At 40.9% G+C, this 25,251-nt stretch carries 24 protein-coding genes and 2 pseudogenes; 13 read left to right on the top strand and 13 right to left on the bottom strand.

The window, feature by feature from the left end:
* Positions 1-12 precede the first annotated feature (12 nt).
* Positions 13-2,427 carry a DNA topoisomerase (ATP-hydrolyzing) subunit B gene (gene gyrB, locus HMPREF0693_RS15540; protein WP_004246504.1) on the top strand — a complete coding sequence of 805 codons (2,415 nt, stop codon included), beginning with the start codon at positions 13-15 and terminating at the stop codon, positions 2,425-2,427.
* Between the two features lie 79 nt (positions 2,428-2,506).
* On the opposite strand, the gene asd is transcribed toward gyrB, so the two are convergent.
* On the bottom strand, positions 2,507-3,613 hold the full coding sequence (gene asd / locus HMPREF0693_RS15535; RefSeq protein WP_036932487.1) for an aspartate-semialdehyde dehydrogenase: 1,107 nt from the start codon (positions 3,611-3,613) through the stop codon (positions 2,507-2,509).
* A 499-nt stretch (positions 3,614-4,112) separates the two neighbouring features.
* Here asd and HMPREF0693_RS15530 point away from each other — a divergent pair, with 499 nt between their 5' ends.
* On the top strand, positions 4,113-4,676 hold the full coding sequence (locus HMPREF0693_RS15530; protein ID WP_004246502.1) for a class I SAM-dependent methyltransferase: 564 nt from the start codon (positions 4,113-4,115) through the stop codon (positions 4,674-4,676).
* A gap of 275 nt (positions 4,677-4,951) precedes the next feature.
* Entirely contained in the window at positions 4,952-5,851 is a 900-nt protein-coding gene (gene murQ, locus HMPREF0693_RS15525) for an N-acetylmuramic acid 6-phosphate etherase (protein WP_004246500.1), read from the top strand.
* A 356-nt stretch (positions 5,852-6,207) separates the two neighbouring features.
* On the opposite strand, the gene HMPREF0693_RS15520 is transcribed toward murQ, so the two are convergent.
* The 5 genes from HMPREF0693_RS15520 to HMPREF0693_RS15500 form a co-directional block, all read right to left on the bottom strand.
* Complete coding sequence (locus HMPREF0693_RS15520; protein ID WP_004246499.1) at positions 6,208-7,446, bottom strand: type II toxin-antitoxin system HipA family toxin; 1,239 nt, start codon at positions 7,444-7,446, stop codon at positions 6,208-6,210.
* A 12-nt stretch (positions 7,447-7,458) separates the two neighbouring features.
* Entirely contained in the window at positions 7,459-7,773 is a 315-nt protein-coding gene (locus tag HMPREF0693_RS15515) for a helix-turn-helix domain-containing protein (RefSeq protein ID WP_004246498.1), read from the bottom strand.
* Between the two features lie 406 nt (positions 7,774-8,179).
* Positions 8,180-8,563: a type II toxin-antitoxin system death-on-curing family toxin gene (locus tag HMPREF0693_RS15510; RefSeq protein ID WP_004246497.1), complete on the bottom strand. Its 384-nt coding sequence runs from the start codon at positions 8,561-8,563 to the stop codon at positions 8,180-8,182.
* Positions 8,560-8,781: a type II toxin-antitoxin system Phd/YefM family antitoxin gene (locus HMPREF0693_RS15505; protein ID WP_004246496.1), complete on the bottom strand. Its 222-nt coding sequence runs from the start codon at positions 8,779-8,781 to the stop codon at positions 8,560-8,562. Before HMPREF0693_RS15505 ends, HMPREF0693_RS15510 begins: the two co-directional genes overlap by 4 nt.
* A gap of 244 nt (positions 8,782-9,025) precedes the next feature.
* A complete protein-coding gene (locus tag HMPREF0693_RS15500; RefSeq protein WP_004249947.1) occupies positions 9,026-9,889 on the bottom strand; it encodes a YicC/YloC family endoribonuclease in 864 nt (287 codons plus the stop codon).
* A 126-nt stretch (positions 9,890-10,015) separates the two neighbouring features.
* Between HMPREF0693_RS15500 and rph the strand changes: the two genes are divergently transcribed.
* Together rph and pyrE are read left to right on the top strand one after the other, a co-directional pair.
* Entirely contained in the window at positions 10,016-10,732 is a 717-nt protein-coding gene (gene rph, locus HMPREF0693_RS15495) for a ribonuclease PH (protein ID WP_004249946.1), read from the top strand.
* Positions 10,733-10,812: 80 nt separating this feature from the next.
* On the top strand, positions 10,813-11,457 hold the full coding sequence (pyrE, locus tag HMPREF0693_RS15490; protein WP_004246493.1) for an orotate phosphoribosyltransferase: 645 nt from the start codon (positions 10,813-10,815) through the stop codon (positions 11,455-11,457).
* Between the two features lie 318 nt (positions 11,458-11,775).
* Here the strand turns inward: pyrE and slmA are convergent, their stop codons facing one another.
* The 3 genes from slmA to coaBC form a co-directional block, all read right to left on the bottom strand.
* Complete coding sequence (gene slmA / locus HMPREF0693_RS15485) at positions 11,776-12,381, bottom strand: nucleoid occlusion factor SlmA (RefSeq protein WP_004246491.1); 606 nt, start codon at positions 12,379-12,381, stop codon at positions 11,776-11,778.
* 119 nt (positions 12,382-12,500) lie between these two features.
* Complete coding sequence (gene dut, locus HMPREF0693_RS15480; protein ID WP_004246490.1) at positions 12,501-12,959, bottom strand: dUTP diphosphatase; 459 nt, start codon at positions 12,957-12,959, stop codon at positions 12,501-12,503.
* A complete protein-coding gene (gene coaBC, locus HMPREF0693_RS15475; RefSeq protein WP_004246488.1) occupies positions 12,943-14,151 on the bottom strand; it encodes a bifunctional phosphopantothenoylcysteine decarboxylase/phosphopantothenate--cysteine ligase CoaBC in 1,209 nt (402 codons plus the stop codon). The genes dut and coaBC overlap by 17 nt, the downstream gene beginning before the upstream one ends.
* Positions 14,152-14,437: 286 nt before the next feature.
* Here coaBC and radC point away from each other — a divergent pair.
* From radC to HMPREF0693_RS15440, 7 genes and pseudogenes are all read left to right on the top strand, one after another.
* Positions 14,438-15,110, top strand: a pseudogene (gene radC / locus HMPREF0693_RS15470) (RadC family protein).
* Positions 15,111-15,357: 247 nt separating this feature from the next.
* Entirely contained in the window at positions 15,358-15,594 is a 237-nt protein-coding gene (rpmB, locus tag HMPREF0693_RS15465; protein ID WP_004246485.1) for a 50S ribosomal protein L28, read from the top strand.
* Between the two features lie 11 nt (positions 15,595-15,605).
* The gene (gene rpmG, locus HMPREF0693_RS15460; protein WP_004246483.1) at positions 15,606-15,773 is read left to right on the top strand and encodes a 50S ribosomal protein L33; all 168 of its coding nucleotides are present in this window, start codon (positions 15,606-15,608) and stop codon (positions 15,771-15,773) included.
* A gap of 149 nt (positions 15,774-15,922) precedes the next feature.
* Positions 15,923-17,050, top strand: a complete 1,128-nt coding sequence (locus tag HMPREF0693_RS15455; RefSeq protein WP_004246481.1) for a glycosyltransferase family 4 protein — start codon at positions 15,923-15,925, stop codon at positions 17,048-17,050.
* A gap of 138 nt (positions 17,051-17,188) precedes the next feature.
* Positions 17,189-18,190, top strand: a complete 1,002-nt coding sequence (locus tag HMPREF0693_RS15450) for a glycosyltransferase family 9 protein (protein WP_004246480.1) — start codon at positions 17,189-17,191, stop codon at positions 18,188-18,190.
* A gap of 3 nt (positions 18,191-18,193) precedes the next feature.
* A complete protein-coding gene (locus HMPREF0693_RS15445) occupies positions 18,194-19,300 on the top strand; it encodes a glycosyltransferase family 4 protein (protein ID WP_004246479.1) in 1,107 nt (368 codons plus the stop codon).
* Positions 19,297-20,475, top strand: a complete 1,179-nt coding sequence (locus HMPREF0693_RS15440) for a glycosyltransferase family 4 protein (protein WP_004246478.1) — start codon at positions 19,297-19,299, stop codon at positions 20,473-20,475. Before HMPREF0693_RS15445 ends, HMPREF0693_RS15440 begins: the two co-directional genes overlap by 4 nt.
* Here the strand turns inward: HMPREF0693_RS15440 and rfaL are convergent.
* Positions 20,468-21,736: an O-antigen ligase RfaL gene (gene rfaL, locus HMPREF0693_RS15435; RefSeq protein WP_004246477.1), complete on the bottom strand. Its 1,269-nt coding sequence runs from the start codon at positions 21,734-21,736 to the stop codon at positions 20,468-20,470. The two genes, HMPREF0693_RS15440 and rfaL, sit on opposite strands and share 8 nt — an antisense overlap.
* Before the next feature lie 121 nt (positions 21,737-21,857).
* On the opposite strand from rfaL, the pseudogene mutM reads away from it, so the two are divergent.
* Positions 21,858-22,683: pseudogene (gene mutM, locus HMPREF0693_RS18990) on the top strand (bifunctional DNA-formamidopyrimidine glycosylase/DNA-(apurinic or apyrimidinic site) lyase).
* Here the strand turns inward: mutM and coaD are convergent.
* From coaD to waaA, 3 genes are read right to left on the bottom strand one after another with little or no spacing between them, the layout of a single operon-like run.
* Complete coding sequence (gene coaD, locus HMPREF0693_RS15425) at positions 22,680-23,165, bottom strand: pantetheine-phosphate adenylyltransferase (RefSeq protein ID WP_004246474.1); 486 nt, start codon at positions 23,163-23,165, stop codon at positions 22,680-22,682. The pseudogene mutM and the gene coaD overlap by 4 nt on opposite strands.
* The gene (locus HMPREF0693_RS15420) at positions 23,155-23,934 is read right to left on the bottom strand and encodes a glycosyltransferase family 2 protein (protein WP_004246473.1); all 780 of its coding nucleotides are present in this window, start codon (positions 23,932-23,934) and stop codon (positions 23,155-23,157) included. The genes coaD and HMPREF0693_RS15420 overlap by 11 nt, the downstream gene beginning before the upstream one ends.
* A complete protein-coding gene (gene waaA / locus HMPREF0693_RS15415) occupies positions 23,934-25,211 on the bottom strand; it encodes a lipid IV(A) 3-deoxy-D-manno-octulosonic acid transferase (RefSeq protein WP_004246472.1) in 1,278 nt (425 codons plus the stop codon). The genes HMPREF0693_RS15420 and waaA overlap by 1 nt, the downstream gene beginning before the upstream one ends.
* Between the last annotated feature and the right edge of the window lie 40 nt (positions 25,212-25,251).

Raw genomic sequence — 25,251 nt, 5'->3', positions numbered from 1 at the left:
CGAGAAACGTTGATGTCGAATACATATGACTCCTCAAGTATCAAAGTATTAAAAGGGCTGGATGCGGTGCGTAAGCGCCCGGGGATGTATATCGGGGATACAGATGATGGAACCGGTCTGCATCACATGGTCTTCGAGGTGGTCGACAACGCTATCGACGAAGCCCTCGCGGGTTACTGTGATGAGATTATTGTCACTATCCATTCAGATAACTCAGTCTCTGTTCGCGATGATGGCCGTGGTATTCCAACGGGTATTCATGAAGAAGAGGGCGTTTCTGCAGCAGAAGTGATTATGACGGTTCTGCATGCGGGTGGTAAATTCGATGATAACTCCTATAAAGTCTCTGGTGGGCTGCATGGTGTAGGGGTTTCCGTTGTTAATGCGTTGTCTGAAAAACTTGAACTGACTATCCATCGTGATGGTAAAATTCATCAACAAATTTACCGTTCAGGTGTACCTGACGATCGCTTAAAAGTGATTGGTGAAACAGATAAGTCAGGAACCTTTGTTCGTTTCTGGCCAAGTCTTGATACCTTTAAAGGTGAGACTGAATTCCAATATGATATTTTAGCGAAACGTCTGCGTGAGCTCTCCTTCTTAAACTCAGGAGTCTCTATTCGTTTAATTGATAAACGTGATAACCGCGAAGATCATTTCCACTATGAAGGTGGTATCAAAGCATTCGTTGAATACTTAAGCCGTAATAAAACGCCTATTCACCAAAATGTATTCTATTTTTCTACAGAGAAAGATGGCATTGGTGTTGAAGTGGCGATGCTGTGGAATGATGGTTTCCAAGAAAACGTTTATTGCTTTACCAATAATATTCCACAACGTGATGGTGGTACTCACTTAGTTGGTTTCCGTACCGCGATGACTCGTACGCTAAACAACTATATGGATAAAGAAGGCTTTAATAAGAAATCGAAAATCAGTGCAACGGGTGATGATGCTCGTGAAGGCCTGATTGCGGTTATTTCTGTTAAAGTACCTGATCCGAAATTCTCATCACAAACGAAAGATAAACTGGTTTCTTCTGAAGTTAAAACAGCGGTAGAAACGCTGATGAATGAGAAGCTGGTGGAATATCTATTAGAAAATCCGACTGACGCAAAAATTGTTGTCGGTAAAATTATTGATGCTGCTCGTGCCCGTGAAGCTGCGCGTAAAGCACGTGAGATGACGCGTCGTAAAGGCGCACTCGATTTAGGTGGTTTACCGGGTAAATTGGCGGACTGCTCTGAGCGTGATCCTGCTTTTTCTGAACTCTACTTAGTGGAAGGGGACTCTGCGGGTGGCTCGGCAAAACAAGGGCGTAACCGTAAAACGCAAGCCATTTTACCGTTAAAAGGTAAGATCTTAAACGTTGAAAAAGCGCGTTTTGATAAGATGCTGGCATCTCAAGAAGTGGCAACGCTTATCACGGCATTGGGTTGTGGTATTGGCCGTGATGAATATAACCCAGATAAACTGCGTTATCACAGCATTATTATCATGACGGATGCGGACGTTGATGGTTCTCACATTCGTACATTATTACTGACGTTCTTCTATCGTCAAATGCCAGAAATTATCGAACGTGGTCATATCTTTATTGCTCAGCCACCTCTCTATAAAGTGAAAAAAGGGAAACAAGAGCAATACATTAAAGATGATGATGCGATGGATGAATATCTGATGTCTATTGCGCTTGATGGTGCAGCGCTTTACGTCAGTGAACATGCCCCTGCTATGCATGGTGCACAATTAGAAAAACTGGTTGTCGACTATCATGCTGCGCATAAAATTATTCGTCGTATGGAGCGTCTCTATCCACTGAGTATGTTAAATAGCTTGGTCTATCACTCAACGCTGACAGAAGATGATCTCTCTGATAAAGCGAAAGTGGAAGAGTGGATGAGTGGCTTGGTGAACCGTTTAAATAACGCGGAAGAGCAAAGCAGTACTTACAGCTATACCATCACACAAAACGAAGAAAATCGTTTATTTGAGCCAGTATTACGCATTCGTACTTACGGTATCGATACAGACTATAAATTGGATTACGATTTTATTCATAGTAGTGAATATCAACGTATTACTAATTTGGGCGATATTATTGGTAACCTGATTGAAGAAGGGGCCTATATTGAGCGTGGAGAACGTCGTCAGGCGATTTCAAGCTTTGAAGAAGCCCTAGAATGGTTAACCAAAGAATCACGTCGTGGTCTTGCTGTACAGCGTTATAAAGGTCTTGGTGAAATGAACCCAGAACAATTATGGGAAACCACCATGAACCCAGATACACGTCGTATGATGCAAGTCACTGTGAAAGATGCGATTGCGACCGATGAGTTATTCACAACCTTAATGGGTGATGCTGTTGAACCTCGTCGTGCTTTTATCGAAGAAAATGCACTAAAAGCAGAAAATATCGATATCTAATAACGTTTTCTTGAGTCAAACAAAACCCGCTAATTCAATAGGTTAGCGGGTTTATTATATCTATAATATTCGTTGTGTTTTAAGCTAAGATCTTCAGCATACGACGAAGTGGCTCTGCGGCACCCCATAACAACTGATCACCCACTGTAAAGGCAGAAATAAATTCAGGTCCCATATTCAGTTTGCGAATACGTCCTACAGGGGTACTTAATGTGCCCGTTACGGCTGCTGGGGTTAATTCGCGCATTGTTAATTCACGATCGTTTGGCACTACTTTTACCCAATCATTATGTTGGGCAAGCAATTGCTCAATTTCGTTAACCGGTAAATCTTTTTTCAGTTTTAAGGTGAATGCTTGGCTATGACAACGTAATGCACCTATACGAACACAAAGACCATCCACAGGAATGATATTTGAACCGGTGTTTAAGATCTTGTTGGTTTCAGCTTGGCCTTTCCACTCTTCACGGCTCTGGCCATTTTCCAATTGTTTATCAATCCAAGGAATTAAGCTACCAGCCAGTGGAACACCAAATTGCTCTGTCGGCATAGTACCACTGCGAGTAAAGTTAGTGACTTTGCGCTCAATATCTAAAATTGCCGAAGCTGGATTTTCTAGCTCTTTAACCACTTGGTTATGTAATGCACCCATTTGTGACAATAATTCACGCATATAACGCGCACCGGCGCCGGATGCGGCTTGGTAAGTGGAGACACTAGCCCATTCAACTAAATCGTTAGCAAAAAGTCCGCCCAAAGACATCAACATTAAGCTTACGGTGCAATTCCCCCCCACAAAGGTTTTAATACCTTTATTGAGGCTATCTTGGATATGTTGACCATTAACGGGATCAAGAATAATCACCGCATCATCATTCATGCGTAGTGCAGATGCCGCATCAATCCAATAACCTTGCCAACCCGCTTGACGTAATTTGGGATAAATATCATGGGTGTAATCACCCCCTTGGCAACTGATAATGATATCGAGTGAGGCGAGCGTATCAATATCATAAGCATCTTGCAGTGTACTACGATGATTGCCATAAGCAGGTGCTGCTTCACCTAATTGAGAAGTGGTGAAGAAAACAGGGTTTATCCCATCAAAATCACGTTCTTCAACCATTCTTTGCATTAAAACGGAGCCGACCATACCACGCCAGCCCACAAAACCAACATTTTTCATTGTAATTACCCTGTCTTTGTCTGTAGGAATAGTGAGAGACTTCACACTAACCTGACAAAATATAGAGAGAGGTGCAAGTGAATTTATTGATTATTTACCAAAGAATTAGAAGTGTTTCTAATAGTCTGCATAGAGTTAACAAAAGGAAACCACAGAACGAACAAATATCACGAATTTGTTAAAAATAATGCGCCATTAATTAAGTGAACATTAAGCATAAATCATTTATAAAAAAGATTAAGATGATTCCGTTATGACTTATTTCATTTTTTTGATAAATAAATTTATATTCTTGTCTAATAAACAATGATAAAAATAGAAAAATGTAAAATAGTGTAATATATAAGAAAAACGTATTTACTTAGAGATAGCTCCAAGCTTTATACTGAAATCCGTCATTAGTGAGATGACATAAATTCATAAATAAAAAATAACGATGAATGTACTTCATTTTATCTGATTTTTATTTTATCTAGATAAAAGCTTTAGGGGGCGCAAGATGGATTTATCAACCTACTTTCCATTATCAACCTATTATTCATATTTAAAGCGGTTTGTACTGTCTCCTACCACAATGGGAACTATTGCGCCTTCATCACGTTGGTTATGTTATGAAATGCTCAATAAATTAAATTGGCAACAAGATATCCAAATCGCCGAATTAGGTGCGGGTACTGGGGTGATTACGCAACAGATCTTAAAACGTATGTCATCAAACTCGGTATTAGATGTTTTTGAGATAGAGCCAGCATTCGCTAATGAGCTGAATAAGATTAATGATCCCCGTTTAACCATCTATACAACGTCGGCTGAAAAGTTAGATAGTCATTATAATATGATTATTTCTGGGTTGCCTTTCTTGTCTATTAACAGAAGGTTAGGGTTAAAAATCTTAAAACGAGTACATAGCGAATTATTAAAAACCCAAGGTTGTTTTGTGTTGTTTCAATATACCACTCGATATGAAAAAACATTATCTCGTTATTTTCATTTAGAGAAAAAACGTGTGATGTTAAATGTACCGCCAGCTTGGGTTTATTATTGCACCCCAAAAATAGTGTAATAACATTACATCTTAAATTGTCATTATTGTGACTCTCTATTTTTACGCAAATATTGTGTATCAATAAAAGTATGTATCTTATTTTTTAATTTAAATAGTAAGATAAAAAAGACGAAAAAATGTATCTATAGTCTGATAAATATCGAAATATCATGCCGCAATGTCATGTAAAGTCGCCTAAGTCATGATTTTGAAAAACTCACCTATCATAATTGGGTGTATAATCGTTGATGTTTTTTGAGATTAACAGATAAATAGCAATTTAGGGACTTAAAATGGCAATCGACCTTGGTCATCTGGTGACAGAAAGTCGCAATCATCACAGTGAACATATTGATACACTTTCAACACTTGAAATGCTAAAAGTCATTAATAATGAAGATAAAAAAGTGCCTTTTGCGGTTGAAGCCACATTACCCCATATTGCACGGCTGGTGGATAAGGTCGTAACAGCATTTTCTCAAGGTGGTCGATTAATTTATTGCGGTGCAGGTACTTCTGGTCGTTTGGGAATTTTAGATGCCAGTGAATGTCCTCCAACCTATGGAACCCCCCATGATATGGTGATTGGCTTAATTGCCGGGGGACACAAAGCCATTTTACAAGCGGTTGAAAATGCAGAAGATAATGTCCAATTGGGGGCGGAAGATTTACGCCAGCTTAATTTTAATGCCAAGGATGTGCTAGTTGGGATTGCAGCAAGTGGTCGAACGCCTTATGTGATTGGCGCATTAGAATATGCACGCTCACTAGGTGCAGTGACCGGGGCGATTAGTTGTAATCCTGATAGTCCCATTGCGCAACGAGCCGATATTGCCATTACGCCGATTGTGGGGCCGGAAGTGGTAACTGGCTCATCACGTATGAAAGCAGGCACGGCACAAAAACTGGTATTAAATATGATAACCACAGGTGCCATGATAAAGATGGGGAAAGTGTTTGGTAATTTAATGGTAGATGTTGAAGCCACTAATGCCAAATTAATTGAACGCCAAATTCGTATTGTGATGCAAGCGACAGAGTGTGAACGAGCTACTGCTGAACAAGCACTAGCACAATGCCAACGTCATTGTAAAACAGCGATTTTGATGATTTTAGCCGGCGTAAATGCACAACAAGCAACACAGCTGTTGGCGCAAAATAAAGGGTTTATTAGACAAGCTCTAGCAAAATGATAGCGTTACAGATTTGCTTTTAAACGGAATGTTAAATGCTATCTTCGCATTGGTGAGTGATCCGTCGCAATGTTAATAAGCGAAAATTCAATATGTCACTACCTTGTCATATTTGGTATGAAATATTGAAAGGAGCCTTTATTTTATGTCCATGTTTATAGAAATAAGCGCAATATGAATATTCTGGTATCCAAAAAATAATAGGTCTGAGTGTCGTGAAGTAACCCTATCAATTGTTACCTATAAAGTAACTTTGTGTAGATCTCTGGCCGCTGTATTTCTCCGTTCAGTAAAAAGAATGGTTCAGTAATCAATTTACCTTTCACACTTTATGCGCATAAAAGTGCGATGGCGTTCTAGTCGAATCTAAAGCAGTCCCTCAATAGTTCTCTTTCTTCTTTGCAGATACCCGCTTGTTGGGCAAGGCTTTCCCATTGTGAAACCGCTTTGAACAATCTTTGGTATATGGACTTCGCTTTACTTTTGGTAACGTGAAAATACTCTGCGACGTCAAATGCCAAGTCGGTAGAAAGCGCATTGCTGACGTCATCAATATTAAGGTGTAGACCAGAGGCGTATAACATAGGGTTAATATCGTAGGCGGGAGATAGTCGCCAACCAGTAGGCTCTAGAATGAATCCGTGATTTCTAAGATGATCATCACAATTAGATACCATGATATTAAACAGTATTCTAGTCCAAAGTTGTTCAAGATCTGACTGAGTATTCGAGCCGTTTTTGATCAGAAACTCAGCCAGCTCTAAGTAACTTGCGCCATTATCCTGACCATCAAAGTACTCTAGTTGAGTCATCGCTGAACTGAAGTGTAGCCGCTTTCCTGTTTTGGTACGGTCGAATCTTTTTGTTAAAAAAATATGATGTTTGCCAATAGCCTCAGCTTTTGATTCAGCCATTTCGATCCCAGATTCAATAGCCATTTGATAAACAATGAACTCCCATAAGCCAATATCGTAATCATCGTGACGGCTAGGGAATTTAGCTAACCACAAACTATCGTCGTGATTTCTTATTGATGCCTTTGGTCTGGCTCCGCCTAGTGATGATCCCGGTGAGATCAACATATTGAGCCACTTCAGATAATCTGGATTATCTAAATCCGGAGTTTCTTCGATTTTATTGGCGGCATGTTGTAGCTCGGGTAAACTGGTTATTGTGGGTGCTGCAAGCTCATGGTTATCATCTAAAAATGGACCATTTGGAGATGTACGAAAGCGCAGTGCTCCCATGCGAAATGAATCGTGAACGCCTAGTAAGTAATCCGTCTCATATAGGCTTTTCGCTCGCCGTTTTTCTTGCCTAGCCACCACCGCTTCTCTGCGTTGCATTAATAGTCGACCCCAACGATCAGGGCATGAGTCGAGAAATATTTTGAAATTCTTATCGTCCTGCGCATGTTGCTCGCCAACGAATAGTTTTAAAGAAGGGTCAATCTGGCGGACATAATCGGAGGTTAACCATGTCTTGTCATAACTAAAGCTGAAATGTTCTTTGCCTCTAATTTCTGATGATCGTAATGTACCAACTAATACAGGGTCAGTTGATTCAGTCCAATCAGCATAAACGTAGATTTCCATAATGCGATACCCTTATTTTTTTTTCAGCAATTGGATGTCTTGCAGCTTTCTTCCCAATTCGTCATCAAAGGCAACTTTGGTTAAGTCTTCTAAGAGGCCTAAGGAGGCTAATACGTTGACATAGTGACCAAGCGAAACGGAAGGATCGCCTTTTAGGATTTTTCGTAGCGTTGGTTTAGACAATCCTGTTCGATTATGCATCATTTCTTGGGTAATACCACGTCGCTTCATTGCTAGAGTTAAGTTCTCGCCCAAAATGCTTAACACCTTTTTATGTTTTGGAAAAACGACAGCAGTGCGCTTTGTTGTTGATTCGATGGTATTCATAGTGAAACTATATTTTCTTAAATCTTCAGTTAGTGAAAGTATAGCTTCACTTTTGGCTTTGAGTAAAGTGACTGTTTGATATTCTCAAACAGATTAAAGTGAAATAATGTTTTCATTTTTAATTGAATAAGGAAATTATAGTTTCACTTTCATCCAGCTGCGTCGTAAAATAAAGTTACTTCAGAAATCAGTGCTGGAGAGGCTTTTTTGCTGAATGTGTACATTGTAAAAATTAAGTTTTCAGTGGACTGGGATTGGGAGGTATTGAGAGGTAAAGTTGTTAGCTGTCCTTAATGCGGTAAAACTAATTATAGCTATCTCATTTTAGGGGAAGTGGGCTGTGCCACCTTGTCATATTTGGTATGAAATATTGAAAGGGGCCTTTATTTTGCTAATGAAAACTATTTTAGTTAGTTTTCTCTACCAAGTTTTGTAGATGTTTTGCTAATTGGTCGACGGTTTTCTCACCTGTAGCTGCTTCTACTGTTAAGTTTTCCAGCATATTGCCAGTATCGCGGATCCTGATGCCATTACGATAGAGAAATGTCATGGTCACAAAAAATGCGGTACGTTTATTACCGTCATTAAATATGTGCCCTCGAGCGATAGCGACCCAATAAGTTGCTGCCAGTTCAAACACATCTGTAATGCCTTCATAATGTTTACGGTTTTGCACCCGGTAAATAAGAGCTTCCGCTCTGCCAGGATCGGACATACCGGCCACACCTGGGAAACGTTGTAATATACGATCATGGAAAGCGATAACTTCCTGTGCGCTAACCCATATCATCGATTTGTCAGTGCCTCTACGGTATGTCCATGACGTTGCATCATCATATCAAACTCTGCATCTAGCTTAGCATTCTGGTATGACTCAAATTCAGTTTTACTGATAACAACCGCTGAACAACCGTCTCTGCGGGTGATTTCAACAGGTTCACCGTGGGTCGCAATATCTAATACTTCTGAGATATTGGCTCGGGCTTGTGTCGAGGTATATGTACGCATAATATTTCTCCTATAATGTACATCTTAAGTGTACATTTTAAATAATAAATATGCAATTGTACTCAGTGATCAGAGATAACTATTTGTTGATGTAGTTTATACAAGCTTTTTAAACTCGTCCAAATTCTCTTGCGCTTTTATTTAGTGATATCAAAATATGACTTAAGTAACTTAAAAAGCCAGCATTTACACTGGCTTACTATGTTGGGTGATGTCGTGAGACTGAATAAATATAAGCGATAATTTACTCAATATTTTGGATCTGCTCTCGCATCTGTTCAATTAATACTTTTAATTCAATAGCGGAATTGGTGACATCCGTATTAATTGATTTGGATGCTAGTGTATTGGATTCACGATTAAACTCCTGCATCATAAAATCAAGGCGACGACCGACAGCCTCTTTTTTGCTGAGAATTTTGCGTGTTTCTTTAACGTGGGCATCTAATCTATCAAGCTCTTCAGCGACATCTAAGCGTTGCGCTAACATCACTAATTCTTGCTCTAAACGATTATTATCAACTTGAACTTGTGCTTCTTCTAATTTGCTGGTTAAGCGCTCACGTTGCCATTGGAGAATTTCTGGCATCTGTGCTCTTACTTTTACGACCTCAGCACTTACGGCATCTAAACGTTGCTCAATCAGCGTTTTGAGTGCTTGGCCTTCAGCTTCTCGACTTGCAATAAAGGCATCGATAGCTACATCAAGCTCTGCTAATAGTTCGCTACCAATGGCATCTAAATCTTGCTCTTGGGCTGAGATAACCCCAGGCCAACGTAAAATATCAAATGGGCTGATAGTACCTTCATGGCTTTGGCTTTTTACCCAGTTAGCAGAAACAATCAGTTGCCTTGCTAAATTTTCATCCAAAGTCAGTTCACCTTGTGAGTGAGCATTGAGTTCAAAACGCAAGTTACATTCTATTTTACCGCGTGTTAAGCGATTACGTAGACGTTCACGAATAACAGGCTCTAAACTACGTAATTGCTCAGGTAAACGGATATATGTTTCAAGGTAACGTTGATTAACGGAACGCAGTTCCCATGCGGCGCTACCCCACTCTTTTTTGATATCTCGACGAGCGAAAGCGGTCATACTACGGATCATAATAGGGTCTCAATATTGTAAATGATGTAACGATTATAACCCTAGGTATCAACACAAGGATAGGCATAAGCCGTTTTAGGTCGTATAATGCGCCCCCAATATGTCAGAGAAAGCGGAGATAACACCATGCGTCCAGCAGACAGACAAGCAGACCAAGTACGTCCGATTACCATTACTCGCCACTATACAAAACATGCTGAAGGTTCTGTATTAGTTGAATTTGGTGATACCAAAGTCTTGTGTAATGCCACTGTAGAAGAGGGTGTACCTCGTTTTCTTAAAGGACAAGGGCAAGGCTGGGTGACTGCAGAATATGGCATGCTTCCTCGCGCCACTAACAGTCGTAATGCTCGTGAAGCCGCTCGCGGTAAACAAACTGGCCGCACAATGGAAATCCAACGTTTAATCGCTCGCTCACTACGCGCCGCTGTGGATTTAAAGGCCTTGGGTGAATTTACTATCACGGTTGATTGTGATGTTATTCAAGCCGATGGGGGTACTCGCACCGCCTCTATTTCTGGTGCTTGTGTCGCGTTAGTGGATGCTTTAAATAAAATGGTTGCAGAAGGTAAGCTGAAAAAGAGCCCTCTTAAATCAATGGTAGCTGCTGTTTCTGTGGGTATCGTTGATGGTCAACCATTATGCGATTTGGAATATGTTGAAGATTCCGCAGCCGAAACGGATATGAATGTGGTGATGATCGATGATGGCCGTATGATTGAAGTACAGGGTACGGCAGAAGGTGCACCATTTAGTCATGAAGAGTTACTTGCTTTACTCGCCCTTGCGAAAGGGGGATTAGAAAAGATATTTGAAGCGCAAAAAGAGGCGCTAAAGCAATAAATTCTATTTTTAAGGCGACTGAAAAGTCGCTTTTTTTATGTCTAAAATCTGTCATTAAGCAATCTTAATAGGAGAAAAAAATGAAAGCCTACCAGCGCCACTTTATCGAACTTGCATTAGCAAAAAATGTATTAAAATTTGGTGAGTTTACGCTGAAATCAGGTCGTGTTAGTCCTTACTTTTTTAATGCAGGTTTATTTAATACTGGGCGTGACTTGGCTTTATTGGGACAGTTTTATGCACAAACATTAATAGATAATCATGTGCCTTGTGATGTGCTGTTTGGACCGGCTTATAAAGGTATTCCCATCGCGACAACGACCGCAGTGGCCTTAGTTGAACATCATGATATGGATGTTCCTTACTGCTTTAATCGTAAAGAAGCTAAAGATCATGGTGAAGGAGGGACATTAGTCGGCAGTCCATTAACAGGGAATGTGGTGATTGTTGATGATGTTATTACCGCTGGAACGGCTATTCGTGAATCGATGGAAATAATCAAACAACATGATGCGACGCTGTCAGGGGTATTGCTTAGTTTAGATAGACAAGAAAAAGGGCGTGGTTCGCTTTCTGCAATACAAGAATTAGAGCGCGATTATCAATGCCAAGTTTATTCAATTATTACTTTGGATGATTTAATTAGCTACTTAACTGAAAGTGAGACATTATCGGCACATTTGCCAGCAGTAAAAGCCTATCGTGAACGTTATGGCATTAATTAAAAAAGCAAAAATACAATAAAATCGCTCAATAGCTGTAAAAAAAAGCCCTCGCCCAATAATGGGCGGGGTGAGTAGTACAATGAATTTTCTGCGATAATTATCACAGATATTGAAAGATAAAAAGGACTTTTACAGTAGGGACAAGGCGCGTTGCCACTGTCACAGATTGGGGATCGCTTAGTGCCATTCCCAGTAAATCTATTTAGATACTCTGATATCAATAGAGCGCATGTTAACACAAATAAGAAAAAAACGGCATATATGTCATTTTCAAATTATTGAGTTAAGTCACGAGTCCACTCTTTCATTGTTACTTGCTCACTGTAATTGCGCCTGAATTAATGGCCAACGTGCTTCAAATTCCTGTGTAGGATGATAACGAAATTCCGTACGTACAAAACGTGCTAGCATACCTTCACAAAACGCAAGCAGTTGTGAAGCGAGTAGTGCTTCATCATGTAAAAAGGCACTTCCTTCGCGAATTTTACGCTCTTTAATCACTTGGCGAAGTTGTACTTCAATTCGCTCATACAATTGGTTAATGCGCCCTTGTAATCTATCTTGCTCAAACATTAATGCGTGTCCGGTAAGAATGCGAGATAGCCCAGGGTTTTTCTCTGCAAAGCCAAGGATCAAGATAAGAATAAGGCGAATGCGTGCGATAGTTTCTTTCTCATCTTTTAAAATCAGGTTGATACGCGAAACTAAGCTATCTTCGATAAACTCAATTAGGCTATCAAACATCTTTGTTTTACTGGGGAAATGTCGATAAAGTGCTGCTTCAGATACCCCAACGGTAGCCGCTAATTTGGCTGTAGTAATACGTTGACTACCATCACTAGACTCCAACATTTGAGCGAGCGATTGTAGTATTTCATCCCGTCTATTTCTGCGTTTCTTTTTGGTTTCTTTTTCTTCTGCCATGACTGATAAGGCCCCTGCTAAAAGCAAAACAAATCAGTAAACCTTTGCACTAAATAAAAGTGTTAGTGCAAAGGGAGTGATATCGTCATTGATATTAAAATAAATGCAAGACGTCGTGCTTATTGGCGACCAGAGTGTCCAAAACCGCCTGTACCACGCTCTGTTGCCGTAAAATCTTCTACAATATTAAATTCTGCTTGAACAACAGGTACGATAACCATCTGGGCAATACGTTCGCCGGGTTCAATAGTGAACGCTTGTTGACCACGATTCCATACCGATACCATCAGTTGACCTTGATAATCAGAGTCAATTAATCCCACTAAGTTACCGAGTACCACCCCATGTTTATGACCGAGGCCTGAGCGAGGAAGCACCATTGCCGCTAACCCTTCATCAGCAATATGTACAGCAAGACCTGTAGGTAACAGCTCAGTTTGTCCTGGTGCTAATACCAGTGGAGCATCAAGGCAAGCACGTAAATCTAAACCAGCAGAACCTGTTGTTGCATACGCAGGGAGTGGATACTCTTGTCCAATTCGTGGGTCAAGGATTTTAACGTCAATTTTTTTCATCATAATGTTTGGCTATCTCGTCAAGTAGGCGATGACTCAGTTGCGTTTTACTACTATGTGGTAAACGCGTTTCTCCATTTGCCCAGATAAGGTGTAATGCGTTGTTATCACTATTAAAACCAGCATCTTTTAGTGATACATCATTAGCACAGATTAAATCGAGTTGTTTTTGTTCTCGTTTACGGCGGGCATATTCTTCCACATTCTGGGTTTCGGCTGCAAATCCGACAACAAATGGGCGATGCTCAACCATTTTTCCGACACTGGCAACAATATCGGGGTTTTTTATCATAGTTATCGTTACTTCATCACCTTGTTTTTTAATTTTTTCAGGGGCAACCTGTTTGGCTCGATAATCGGCAACGGCAGCACAACCAATAAAAATATCTTGGGATGGCACAATATCCATCACTTGTTGATACATCTCTTGGGCACTTTCGACGTCGATACGTTTAACACAAGCAGGTGTCGGCAATGTGACAGGGCCGGCAATGAGTGTCACTTCTGCCCCCCGTTGAGCGGCCGCTTGCGCAATAGCAAAGCCCATTTTTCCTGAGCTATGGTTGCTGATAAAGCGTACTGGATCTAAGGCTTCACGTGTTGGGCCTGCGGTAATGGTGATTTTTTTACCTTTAAAATCGTGTTGAGTCGCAAATTGTTGCTCAGCTAATGCCACCAATTCAAGAGGATCTAACATTCTACCGGGTCCTACATCACCACAGGCTTGGCTACCAGAGTCAGGCCCCCAGATAAGACAACCTCGTTGTGCCAAAGCCGTTAAATTTTCTTGTGTAATCGCCGCACGATACATTTGTTGATTCATCGCTGGGGCAATCGCAATAGGTGCTGCACTGGCTAAACAGAGTGTGGTTAACAGATCGTTTGCCATCCCCATGCGTAAACGAGCAATCAAATCCGCGGTAGCAGGGGATAATAAAATCAGATCAGCCCATTTTCCTAGTTCGATATGTCCCATTGCGGCTTCTGCGGCAGGATCAAGCAAATCATCCGCAACAGGGAAGCCTGATACCGCTTGTAGCGATAACGGGGTGACAAAGGCATGTGCTGCAGGCGTCATAACGACGCGCACAATAGCGCCTTTATCACGTAAACGACGGACTAGCTCAGGCGCTTTATAGGCCGCAATACCACCACTGATACCCAGAATAATCTTTTTGTCGTGAAGTGTAGTCATGATGAAATGCCTAATTGCATAAATAAATGTCCATAATTTTACCACAAGCTAAGCCAGAGTTAGGCATTCTATGTAATACGATGTTTTATAAAATAAATTATTGTGTATTACCTCGCACAAATTTTATCTGTGGCTTTTTCATTCAACTTGTACAGTTTATAGTAAATTAACTGTATATAACAACAGTTGTTTTGTGATAAATATTGCATGAAAGATAAAATAACAACATAGGCCAATTATAACGTATTGATGTTTAAATGCTTGGCGAAAAGGGAGAGCACAAAGAATGGAAAACGCAACCATAGAGACACTCTTACCGAGAGAAAAACTGCTGTTGCATGGTGTAGAATCGTTAACGGATGCAGAGTTATTGGCCATTTTTTTACGTACAGGCACCTATGAAAAATCGGTATTAGAATTAGCAGACTTTTTACTTTAGAAAGTGTGGTTCTATCTATCATGTGATCAATGCGGATTATGAAACATTAGGCTGTTTTAAGGGGATAGGCGTGGGTAAATTTACCCAATTACAAGCCATTAATGAGATGGCTCAACGCTTTATTAAAACAAAGTTTATGCATAAAAATATCCTCTCCTCATCCGCAGAAACCAAAAGTTATTTGCAAAAACGACTTAATTGGCGTGATAGAGAAGTATTTGTCGTGCTATTTTTAGATAACCAAAACCAAATGATCGATTGTGAGGAAATGTTTAAAGGAACGGTGGATCGTGTTGAAGTTCACCCCAGAGAAATTATTCGCCAGTCGATTAAAAAGAACGCTGCATCGATTATTTTAGCCCATAACCATCCTTCAGGTCTGTCTGAGCCAAGTCTTGCCGATAAGCAGATGACAGAAAAAATTTTTACAGCCTGTCAATTAGTCGGTATAAAAGTGCTTGATCACCTTGTGGTAGGGCATGATAACTGTGTTTCTTTTGCTGAACGAGGTTGGTTATAGCCAATATTTTTTAAAATTATTGACAATCTTTATTGTACGGGTCTTGAGCGTTGAGGCCATTGGGCGTATACTACGCCACCTTTGAGGATCTTGGGTTTGGCGAGAAGAGCCTATCTCAGCAAGTTTTTTCTGAGGTGTTTACACAGTTTTTCAATCGTTAAAAGTTGCTGAGATGGGCTCCAAAGCCTGACGAGGCGGCCAAACCTGATACTAAAGCTCGAGCTGATTAGATTTTTGGAGAATAGACATGTCCCGAGTCTGCCAAGTTACCGGCAAGCGTCCTGTGAGTGGAAACAACCGCTCTCACGCATTAAACGCGACTAAACGCCGTTTTCTGCCAAACCTGCACTCTCACCGTTTCTGGGTTGAGTCTGAGAAACGTTTCGTAACTCTGCGTGTATCTGCTAAAGGTATGCGTGTGATCGATAAGAAAGGCATCGAATCTGTATTAGCAGATTTACGTGCCCGTGGTGAGAAGTACTAAGGAGCTGAAAAATGGCTAAAGGTATTCGCGAGAAAATTAAACTCGTTTCTTCTGCTGGTACAGGTCACTTCTATACCACTACGAAGAACAAACGCACTATGCCAGAAAAACTGGAAATGAAAAAATTCGATCCAGTTGTTCGTCAGCATGTGACTTATAAAGAAGCTAAAATTAAATAATTTTAGTTCTCTGAAAAAAAACCCGACCTTAGCGTCGGGTTTTTTGTTATCTGGCTTGCGCTAAGTATAACAAAGTAAAGCTATTATGATCTTTATTGACTCTTTCGTTATACTAGTGCCCTTTTTATCTATCGAGTGAATAGTTGCAGATGAGTAAATCGGTGTTATCTATCTTACATACAGAGTCGTCTTGTGGTTGGGGTGGTCAAGAAATCCGCATTTTGACAGAATCTCAAGGCATGGTGCAAAGAGGGCACCATGTGACACTGGTTTGCTGTCCAAACTCAAAAATTGCCAAAGCAGCCCCTGACTATGGTATTGAGGTTGTCACATTACCGATTGAAAAAAAACGCGGATCTGCACTGATGGCATTGCGTAATTGGTTAAAAGTCCATCGTCAGCAATTTGATGTGATTAATACCCATAGCTCGACAGATGCTTGGTTAGTTGCGCTATCTTGTGCTTCATTACGCCACTCTCCCGCCATAGTACGTACTCGCCATGTATCTACCGATGTATCACGTTCACTGCCCACGCGTTGGCTCTACCTGTCTTCAAGTGCCCATATTGTCACTACCGGTGAAAAATTACGCCAAACCTTACATCAATATAATCGTTTTCCGCTCAGTCAAATGACCTCAGTTCCTACGGGGATCGATTTAGAAAAGTTCTCGCCACAAAATAAACAGCAAGCACGAGAAAAAATAGGTGTGCCTAATAAACCTACATTAGGGATTGTGGCAACAATGCGGGTATGGAAAGGACATAAATACCTAATAGAAGCTTGGAAAACATTGCATCTACAATTTCCTGACTGGCAATTACTTCTCGTCGGAGATGGCCCACAACGTAAAAATTTACAACCGATGGTTAAACTTGCAGGGTTAGAAGAGAGTGTCTTTTTCTTAGGCAACCGCAATGATGTGCCGGATTGCTTAAATGCAATGGATTTATTTGCCTTACCCTCTTTTGGTAACGAAGGGGTGCCACAAGGTATTATGCAAGCGATGGCTTGCGGATTACCGGTGGTATCAACCACAGTAGGTGCAATTAGTGAAGCGGTGATTGATGGTAAAACCGGCTTTACATTGGCACCTAAAGTACAAGAAACCCTAATCAATTACCTTGCTAAATTAATGGCCTCTGATGAGTTACGTCAACAAATGGGGCAAGCGTCATTAGCCCATGCCAAAGCTCAGTTTGGTTTAGATAACATGCTAGATAAAATGGAAAAAATATTTATTAACGCCATTAGCCTTAAAGATAAATCACGATAATTGATATCCAATAAAGTCGCTAAGGGCTAATTATCCTGTATCTGATGTTATATTTTCATTCTGTTTATGAATATTTGTAATGCTTTTTAGTGTATAGTCTGGAAAGTAAATGTATCATTTAAACTAAATAAAAAGTGTATGGATCCAAAAAACATATTGGTTATAGCAATTGCGCGTTTTGGTGATACGTTACTGATCACGCCGGTGATCCACGCACTAAAAGAGCGTTGGCCGAATGCCCGTATTCATGTATTGGCGCATAAACGCAGTGCCTGCATTTTGCAGCACAATCCTGATATTTTTAGTGTTAAGCCTTTCTCGAAAAAGCGCGCCCGTTGGCGAGGATGGTTACCCCATAAACCTTATGATTTAGCTTTGGTATATGGAAATGATCATTCATTAGTGCAGTATGCCCGCCGTCAATCACAACATGTAGTGGCTTTTGCTGAAAATAACCAAAAGCAATCAGGCATAACATGGGTGGCTTACCCTAAAGAGTTAATGGTGGCACAAAAAGAGCGTGCTTTATTAATTAATGCGTTAGGAATTTACCCAACCAATTGGCAATTACGCTACTCTATTAGTTCAGAAGAAAAGCAATTTGCCCAACAGTTTATAGAGAGTAATGCATTAATTAATAAGCACATTATTGGCTTACAATTACAAAGTTTTCCTGCCAAAGCTTACCGAGATTGGCCTATAGAACACTTTTTGCAGTTAGCCAAACAGATAATGACTCATGACGAGCAGGCCTATTTTCTGTTATTAGGTGGGAAAGAGAGCCAACAAGTCGCCATTGAACTGGCGAAAAAAATAGGTACTGAGCATTGTTTGGCATTAGCAGGGCAAGTTTCTATGCGCGAAAATGCTGCCATTATGGCGCATTTGTCGCTCTATATCGGGGTTGATACAGGGCCGACGCATTTAGCTGGCGCGTTAGGTATTCCGATGGTAGCCATGTATCACAGCTATCATCCCGGATGTTATTTAGCGCCATTACAACATTCATGTTGTCATATTATCCAACATCCTATTGCGTTAGCCGATGCAAGTCGTGAAGATAGTATGTCTGATATTTCTGTCGCCAATGTTTGGCATGCCGTTAGCGATATTTTAAATGGAATAAAGGTGAAACAGTAACTCATGAAGATTGGCTTAATTGATGTCACAATCACAATGTCTTATGGTGGGATCCAAACCGCAGTATGGGAGCTTGCCAAACAGTTACATGATGCGGGACATGAGGTACATCTTTATGGGGGCAATGGTGATGTCAGGCATGAACTAGCAGGCCGACAAATTCATATTCATACCTATCCTTATACACCAAGAGAGAAAGTTATCGATCTCGGTGGTCGTTTTCGTCGTATTGTTGAACGTTATAGTTTTGCTCGCTATGCTAAACAAGATGTTATTCGACAAAATTTTGATTGGGTTATTTTAACTAAGCCGTTTGATTTCTTTTGGCCTGCAATGATGCCCAAATCTTGCTCGACACGTTTTTGTTATATGAGTGGTGGCACCAGCTTTTTTAAAGGCGATCGTAAACTGGCGAAAAAAATCTCTGCCTGGGTTGCGTGTAGCCATTTTAATGCTTGGCAAATTCAGCAACATTTTAAACAATTTCCTGCGGTTATCTATAATGGTGTTGATATGGCAAAGTTTAAGCCCATGACAACATCTTTGCGCCAACAGCTCGGGGTGAGTGATCCTACGTTTTTATTGGCATTTGCGGGGCGTGTAGTCGGTTGGAAAGGCTTAAGTGTTGCTATTGATGCAATAGCCCAATTGCGAGATGAAGACGTTAAGTTACTGATCATTGGCGCGGGGGATGCGCTGGAACAATTAAAAAATAAAGCGATGGTAAAAGGTGTTGCTGAACAAGTTATTTTTCATCAACCAGTTGAGCACGCAATGTTACCTGAGTTTTATGCCGCTTGTGATGCGGGGGTTTTCCCGAGTATCGGCGATGAAGCATTTGGGATCACCATTGCAGAAGCAATGGCATGCGGAAAACCGGTGATTGCCAGCTATATCGGCGGTATTCCTGAGGTGGTAGGCAATGAGCAAAGTGCAGGATTATTGGTAACCCCAGGTGATGTAACCGCGATGGTGAAAGCCATCAACCATCTTCGGGCATTGCCGGATAGAGGTAAAGCAATGGGCGAAAATGCACGCCAACGCATTGCTTCTCACTATACTTGGCAACATTCAGCACAACGATTACTACAGGCATTAAAAACAGAATGATGAAAATCGCCTATCTTGATCCTTATCCCGTTCCCGATTTGCGTGTGGCTTCATTGCAAATATTGCAAAATGTTGATGCGTTTGCCCGTGCCGGTGCACAAGTGACGCTAGTCACCCCTAAAGGACAGTATCGAGATAGCGATATTCTCGGGCGTGATATTCATAGCAATGCGCGGTTAATTGCGCTAAGAGATATCAGACGTAAATGGTATTTTCCCTTTAATTCGCAAAAGCTATTTTCATTACAAATTGCACGTTGGTTAAAACAACACCCTGTTGATGCACTATTTACGCGTAATTTAAAACTGGCCTGCTATCTGGCTGAAAACCATGCAGATATTCCGCTTTTTTTCGAAAGCCATGAGATTTTTGCGCAATCTTTTGCAGAGTCGCACTCTTTTGAAACGAAAAAAAATCGCCTCAAATACCATAAACTGCTAAAAATGGAGAAGTTGGTATACAGTCGCGCAACGGCAGTATTTGTGCTGACCTCGCTGTTAAGGGACGATATTATTTCGCAATATCAAGTAACCACGCCTATTACTATTGTACCCGATGGGGTGGATTTATATGCCGCAGATAGCAACAAAGATAGCCATAGAGATATAACCGCTACTACCAATAATGTAACAGAGGTACTTTATCTAGGTAGTTTGCATAAATGGAAAGGGATCCCCACCATGATGCGAGCGATGAAATATCTGGATAATGCTAGACTGAATATTGCCGGTGGAACGGCTGAGCAAATTAAAGGGCTACAATTGCTTGCTAAGGAGATGGATGTAAAAGAGAAAGTTAACTTTCTTGGTTTTATCGATCCTAAACAACGCTTTCAGGCGATTGCTCGACATGATATTTGTGTGTTGCCTTTAACCTTAACCAGTATCGGTAGTCGCTACACCTCTCCGTTAAAACTGTTTGAATATATGGCGATGAGAAAACCGGTGGTTATTTCAGATTTTCCATCAATTCGTGATGTGGTGGATGAAAAAGCGGTAAGTTTTGCTGATAGTGGTGATGCGCAGAGTTTTGCCCAACAAATTAAATTACTAAGAGAAGAGCCACAACGTACCAGTGAGAAAATCAATCACGCCCGCTCATTAGTTGAAAATTATTACAACTGGGATAAACGGGCAGAGACGATTTTACATACCATCAATAAACTGATTAGCTAACGGATTTATCTTCTTGGGTCGGTGTTGCTGAGGGCTGATTTAATAATGAATAGCGCAATGCTAACATTAACCCTAATAAAATACCCACTTGATTAATATAGGCATTTTCAAATAATCCACGTAGTACATAAACCCCTAAAAACGATATTAATAACACCAGCGCTGCTTGGCGAATAATCCCCTGATTTTTGCGGATCAATTGAATACCTTGAGCGATAAAAGACGCGCAGAAATAGAGTAGACTTATTAACCCCAAAATACCGCCGGCAAACCAGAAAGCTAAAAATACATTATGGGGGCCAATGGATTTTTTAAAGACCCAGTTTTTATGCTGTTTTACTTGCTGATTATAAACATTATGGTAAAGCTGATTACCATAACCATAGCCTTTAATAGGTTGTTCTAAGATTAAATCTAAGGCTGAGCCTTGGGTACCACCATCAAATCTTAGTCCGCTATTGGTTTGCGATAGTTTATGTTTAAGTTTGGCGTTAATAAATTGGTTATTAGGTAATTGTGTTACACCGAAAAAGAGCGCAACGCAGATACCCATGCTGAGTAAAGTAAATATCCACTGGCGATTAATGATTAAGATAAGTAATGTACTAATCGCTAATGCGACCCAAGCCCCGCGCGCTAATGTGCCTAAAATTGCAAATAAAAATAATAGGCTAACCACACTTAATAAAAGCCAATTAATTATCGAATGATTTTTTTTCAATGCCCATAAGGCCAGTATAATAGGAAAGAAAAATAGTAGTGCATAAGAGATTTCTCTATGCGCTAATTGACTTTTTGTTGTAAAAGGCAAAAGATTTTGCTGATATTCCAAATAATACTGCACCAACTCCTTTGCCATAATCACCAATAACCCCATGGCGAATGACACCATCACCATCTTTGCAATTGCCGTAGGTGTTTCTTTATACAATACAATGGGAAACGCAATAGCAAAGAGCAGTAAGCCATTTAAAATCGGCTTATTAATCTCTTTTAGACTCAGTGCGGGCTCTACGGAAATCACCACTGAATAGCCAATGGCGAGCAATAAGAAAAACAGCGCATAGGCGAGATTATTTTTAAAAATCTGACCAATAGTGCGAAAATCACGCACCAGGTACCAAAGTGCCGTTGCACCAATTAGCCCCATCACTATATTTTTATAGCGAGTGATATCGGGTAAGTAGATCAATATAATGTAAAGTCCAATAATGGATAAATTCCATAAAGATTTTTTACTATCGTCTTTAAACAACATCATAATAAGCTACCACTGTCCTTTATGTTATATTGCTCTAGCGGTTTGTGGGGATGAATGGCTCATCATACAATAAAAATGATGTTATCGCTGTATTTCTCAAGTGACAATAATGGAGTGACTTGTGCCAGAATTACCAGAAGTTGAAACCAGTCGCCGAGGTATTGAGCCTCATTTAGTGGGCAATATCTTGCACTACGCGATAGTGCGTAACAGTAAATTACGTTGGCCTGTTTCTGAAAAAATCAAAACCTTGCTGGATGAACCGATTTTAAGTGTTAAACGGCGCGCTAAATATCTGTTAATTGAATTAAATCAAGGGTGGATCATTGTTCATTTAGGCATGTCCGGCAGTGTACGTATCTTGCCAGAAGAGCAGCCTGAAGAGAAACACGATCATATTGATTTAGTGTTTCGTGATGGCAAAGTACTACGCTATACCGATCCGCGTCGTTTCGGTGCATGGCTATGGTGTGAAGATCTAGCCACCAGCTCCGTATTAGCCCATTTAGGGCCAGAGCCGCTTTCGGCGCAATTTAACGCGCAATATTTATATCAACAGAGCAAAAATAAAAAAAATCGCCATCAAACCATGGCTAATGGATAACAAGCTGGTGGTGGGTGTTGGCAATATTTATGCGAACGAAGCACTCTTTTCATCAGGGATCATGCCAGATAGAAAAGCCAGTAGCTTAACCGAGCAAGAGTGTGACGTATTGGTTAATGCCATTAAAGCGGTATTAACTCGCTCGATAGAGCAAGGGGGAACCACCTTAAAAGATTTTCTACAATCTGATGGTAAACCAGGTTATTTTGCCCAAGAGCTATTTGTCTACGGGCGCAAAGATAAAGCGTGCTTAATTTGTGGTCATACTATTGAAAGTATTAAGCAGGGGCAACGTAGCACTTTCTTTTGCCGACATTGCCAACATGGTGAAATAACCGATTAACGCTTACCGAGTTTTTGTAGCATTGCTGTAGCAACCACTTCAGGTAAAAAAGTCGATACATCGCCGTCATGACGCGCCACATCTTTAATAAGCGAAGAAGAAACAAAAGAGAGATTTTGTGAAGGTAACAAAAAGACACTATCGAGATCTGGGGCAAAATGACGGTTCATATTCGCCAGTTGCCACTCATATTCAAAATCAGAAACCGAGCGTACGCCACGGATCAAAATGGTCGCTTGCTGTTTTTTAGCAAAATTCGCCATTAGCTCACAAAAGCCGACAACTTCCACATTAGGCAGGTGTTGGGTGACTTCTTTTGCTAAAGCGACACGCTCTTCTAAACTAAACATAGGGTTTTTACGGGCGCTGGCAGCAATAGCTAATAACACCGTGTCAAACATACCCGCAGCACGAGTGAGAATATCAATATGCCCATAGGTGATGGGATCAAAGGTTCCAGGGTAGATAGCTTTATTTTTCATATTCACGGTTTTTCCGGCTAAGTTCCCATAATGAGGCGTATTTATTAAAGGTATACTGTGCATTAACAAATGCCAATATTAATCCCTGTTTTCCATCTAAAATACCCATTCTCAGTAACCAAGTTTTAAAAAACGCCCCCAGCGTATGGCTAATAATGGCGCTATAACGGGTGGTTTTACCCTGCTGATTGCGCTCTTGTGCCCATGCTTTAGCGTATTTTAGCTGTTTTTGTTGGAACTCGATTAAATCACGACAAGTAAGATGCAGCAGATCCCCTGGTAAAGTTTTAATGGTTGCGCCTTGGGTTTCTAATGACTCATGAACCAAATTATCATTATATTGATACTGTTCGCGAGCATAAAGGCGGGTTACTTTATCGGGATACCAACCACTATGTTTCATAAAACGGCCCATAAACAGGTTACGGCGAGCACAATTATAAACCACACCCGATTCAGGTTGTTGTAACACGGCTTGAATACTGGCTTTTAACTCAGGGGTAATACGCTCATCACTATCAATCATAAAAATATAATCGCCTGTGGCGTATTGCTGTGCTAATTGTCGCTGTTTACCAAACCCCGGCCATGGAGTGTTGCTAAATACTTTAGCCCCTTTTTCACGGGCCAATTGGCAAGTTGCATCGTCGCTCCCTGAGTCTAAAACAATAATTTCATCAGCCCATTGTACCGAGTCTAAACATGCTTCAATAACATCCGCAACGTTTTTACTGATCATCACGACCGAAAGACGTTTACTTTCACTCATCAGTGACTCCGTGGTGGCAGATAGGGAGAGAGTAAGGTTAATAAGCGCAATAACGCCCCTTGATTCTCATGAAGTACCTCTACGGCATGATGTCCATAATAGCGGCGATAATCTTCATCATTGAGTAATGAGGCGATAGCCGTCGCCATAGAGTCACTATCAGTGACGGTAATTAGCCCTTCAGCTTGGTCTAACTTGGCACAGATATTTTTAAAATTAAAAGTATAAGGGCCCATTAATACCGGAATAGCATGGGCTGCGGCTTCTAATGGGTTATGTCCACCACGCTCGACTAAACTGCCTCCAACAAAGGCCAGATCAGCAATACCATATAGCAACATTAACTCCCCCATAGTATCGCCTATCACCACTTGGGTTTGTGCATCGGGAATAGCATCGCTACTGCGTAGGGTATATTTAAAGCCGGCCTCTTGGGTAAGTTGCTCTGCTTTTGCAAAACGTTCTGGATGGCGGGGAACTAAAATCAGCAACAGTTGAGGAAATTGTGCCAGTAATTTTTTATGGGTATCTAAGACAATCGCCTCTTCCCCTTCATGGGTACTGGTGGCTATCCAGACAGGACGATGTGCTGCCCACTGACGACGTAGTGCCACGGCTTTAGCAGCGAGCTCAGGGGTGACCGAGATATCAAACTTTAAGCTACCGGTAATATGCAGATGTGAGCGTTTTAGCCCTAAAGCAATAAAACGTTCGCCATCTTCCTGATTTTGGGCAGCAATTAAGGTAATTTTTCTCAGCATCGTTTTGACAAAACTACCTAGTTTTTGATAACCCGCAGCTGAGCGCTCTGATAAGCGAGCATTAGCGATTATCAATGGGATTTTGCGACGATAAAGCTGTGAGATAAGATTTGGCCACAGCTCTGTTTCCATGATGATCACCAATTTCGGATCAACCGTTGTAAGAAAACGATTAACCGAGCCGGGTAAATCATAAGGAAGATAGACATGGTACACATCGTCACCAAATGCAGAGCGTACGCGCTCTGAGCCTGTTGGTGTCATGGTGGTGACGGTAATAGGTAAATCGGGATAATGGTGGCGTAATGCACGAACAAGAGGTACAGCGGCAAGTGTTTCACCCACTGAAACGGAGTGCAATAAAATGCCATGAGGCGCGACTTTGCCTCGACAAAAGCCATAGCGCTCACCCCACCGTTTGCGATAGGCGGGTGCTTTGCGGCTGCGTAATAAAAGACGTAGCCAAATCAGAGGTTGAATAAGGTAAAGAAGTACCTGATATAAACGCAACAACATGCTATCAAATTCACTTATCTGGACGAAAGCCTATAGTACC

The organism is Proteus mirabilis ATCC 29906 (assembly GCF_000160755.1).
Lineage (GTDB): Bacteria > Pseudomonadota > Gammaproteobacteria > Enterobacterales > Enterobacteriaceae > Proteus > Proteus mirabilis.
Note: the sequence above shows the minus strand (reverse complement) of the source record. Positions and strands in the feature narration are given on the sequence as shown.

Bases quoted from the DNA above. Each gene is read 5' to 3' on its own strand.
- gyrB (WP_004246504.1), top strand. From the start codon at position 13: ATGTCGAATACATATGACTCCTCAAGTATCAAAGTATTAAAAGGGCTG.
- asd (WP_036932487.1), bottom strand. From the start codon at position 3,613: ATGAAAAATGTTGGTTTTGTGGGCTGGCGTGGTATGGTCGGCTCCGTT.
- HMPREF0693_RS15530 (WP_004246502.1), top strand. From the start codon at position 4,113: ATGGATTTATCAACCTACTTTCCATTATCAACCTATTATTCATATTTA.
- murQ (WP_004246500.1), top strand. From the start codon at position 4,952: ATGGCAATCGACCTTGGTCATCTGGTGACAGAAAGTCGCAATCATCAC.
- HMPREF0693_RS15520 (WP_004246499.1), bottom strand. From the start codon at position 7,446: ATGGAAATCTACGTTTATGCTGATTGGACTGAATCAACTGACCCTGTA.
- HMPREF0693_RS15515 (WP_004246498.1), bottom strand. From the start codon at position 7,773: ATGAATACCATCGAATCAACAACAAAGCGCACTGCTGTCGTTTTTCCA.
- HMPREF0693_RS15510 (WP_004246497.1), bottom strand. From the start codon at position 8,563: ATGATATGGGTTAGCGCACAGGAAGTTATCGCTTTCCATGATCGTATA.
- HMPREF0693_RS15505 (WP_004246496.1), bottom strand. From the start codon at position 8,781: ATGCGTACATATACCTCGACACAAGCCCGAGCCAATATCTCAGAAGTA.
- HMPREF0693_RS15500 (WP_004249947.1), bottom strand. From the start codon at position 9,889: ATGATCCGTAGTATGACCGCTTTCGCTCGTCGAGATATCAAAAAAGAG.
- rph (WP_004249946.1), top strand. From the start codon at position 10,016: ATGCGTCCAGCAGACAGACAAGCAGACCAAGTACGTCCGATTACCATT.
- pyrE (WP_004246493.1), top strand. From the start codon at position 10,813: ATGAAAGCCTACCAGCGCCACTTTATCGAACTTGCATTAGCAAAAAAT.
- slmA (WP_004246491.1), bottom strand. From the start codon at position 12,381: ATGGCAGAAGAAAAAGAAACCAAAAAGAAACGCAGAAATAGACGGGAT.
- dut (WP_004246490.1), bottom strand. From the start codon at position 12,959: ATGATGAAAAAAATTGACGTTAAAATCCTTGACCCACGAATTGGACAA.
- coaBC (WP_004246488.1), bottom strand. From the start codon at position 14,151: ATGACTACACTTCACGACAAAAAGATTATTCTGGGTATCAGTGGTGGT.
- rpmB (WP_004246485.1), top strand. From the start codon at position 15,358: ATGTCCCGAGTCTGCCAAGTTACCGGCAAGCGTCCTGTGAGTGGAAAC.
- rpmG (WP_004246483.1), top strand. From the start codon at position 15,606: ATGGCTAAAGGTATTCGCGAGAAAATTAAACTCGTTTCTTCTGCTGGT.
- HMPREF0693_RS15455 (WP_004246481.1), top strand. From the start codon at position 15,923: ATGAGTAAATCGGTGTTATCTATCTTACATACAGAGTCGTCTTGTGGT.
- HMPREF0693_RS15450 (WP_004246480.1), top strand. From the start codon at position 17,189: ATGGATCCAAAAAACATATTGGTTATAGCAATTGCGCGTTTTGGTGAT.
- HMPREF0693_RS15445 (WP_004246479.1), top strand. From the start codon at position 18,194: ATGAAGATTGGCTTAATTGATGTCACAATCACAATGTCTTATGGTGGG.
- HMPREF0693_RS15440 (WP_004246478.1), top strand. From the start codon at position 19,297: ATGATGAAAATCGCCTATCTTGATCCTTATCCCGTTCCCGATTTGCGT.
- rfaL (WP_004246477.1), bottom strand. From the start codon at position 21,736: ATGATGTTGTTTAAAGACGATAGTAAAAAATCTTTATGGAATTTATCC.
- coaD (WP_004246474.1), bottom strand. From the start codon at position 23,165: ATGAAAAATAAAGCTATCTACCCTGGAACCTTTGATCCCATCACCTAT.
- HMPREF0693_RS15420 (WP_004246473.1), bottom strand. From the start codon at position 23,934: ATGAGTGAAAGTAAACGTCTTTCGGTCGTGATGATCAGTAAAAACGTT.
- waaA (WP_004246472.1), bottom strand. From the start codon at position 25,211: ATGTTGTTGCGTTTATATCAGGTACTTCTTTACCTTATTCAACCTCTG.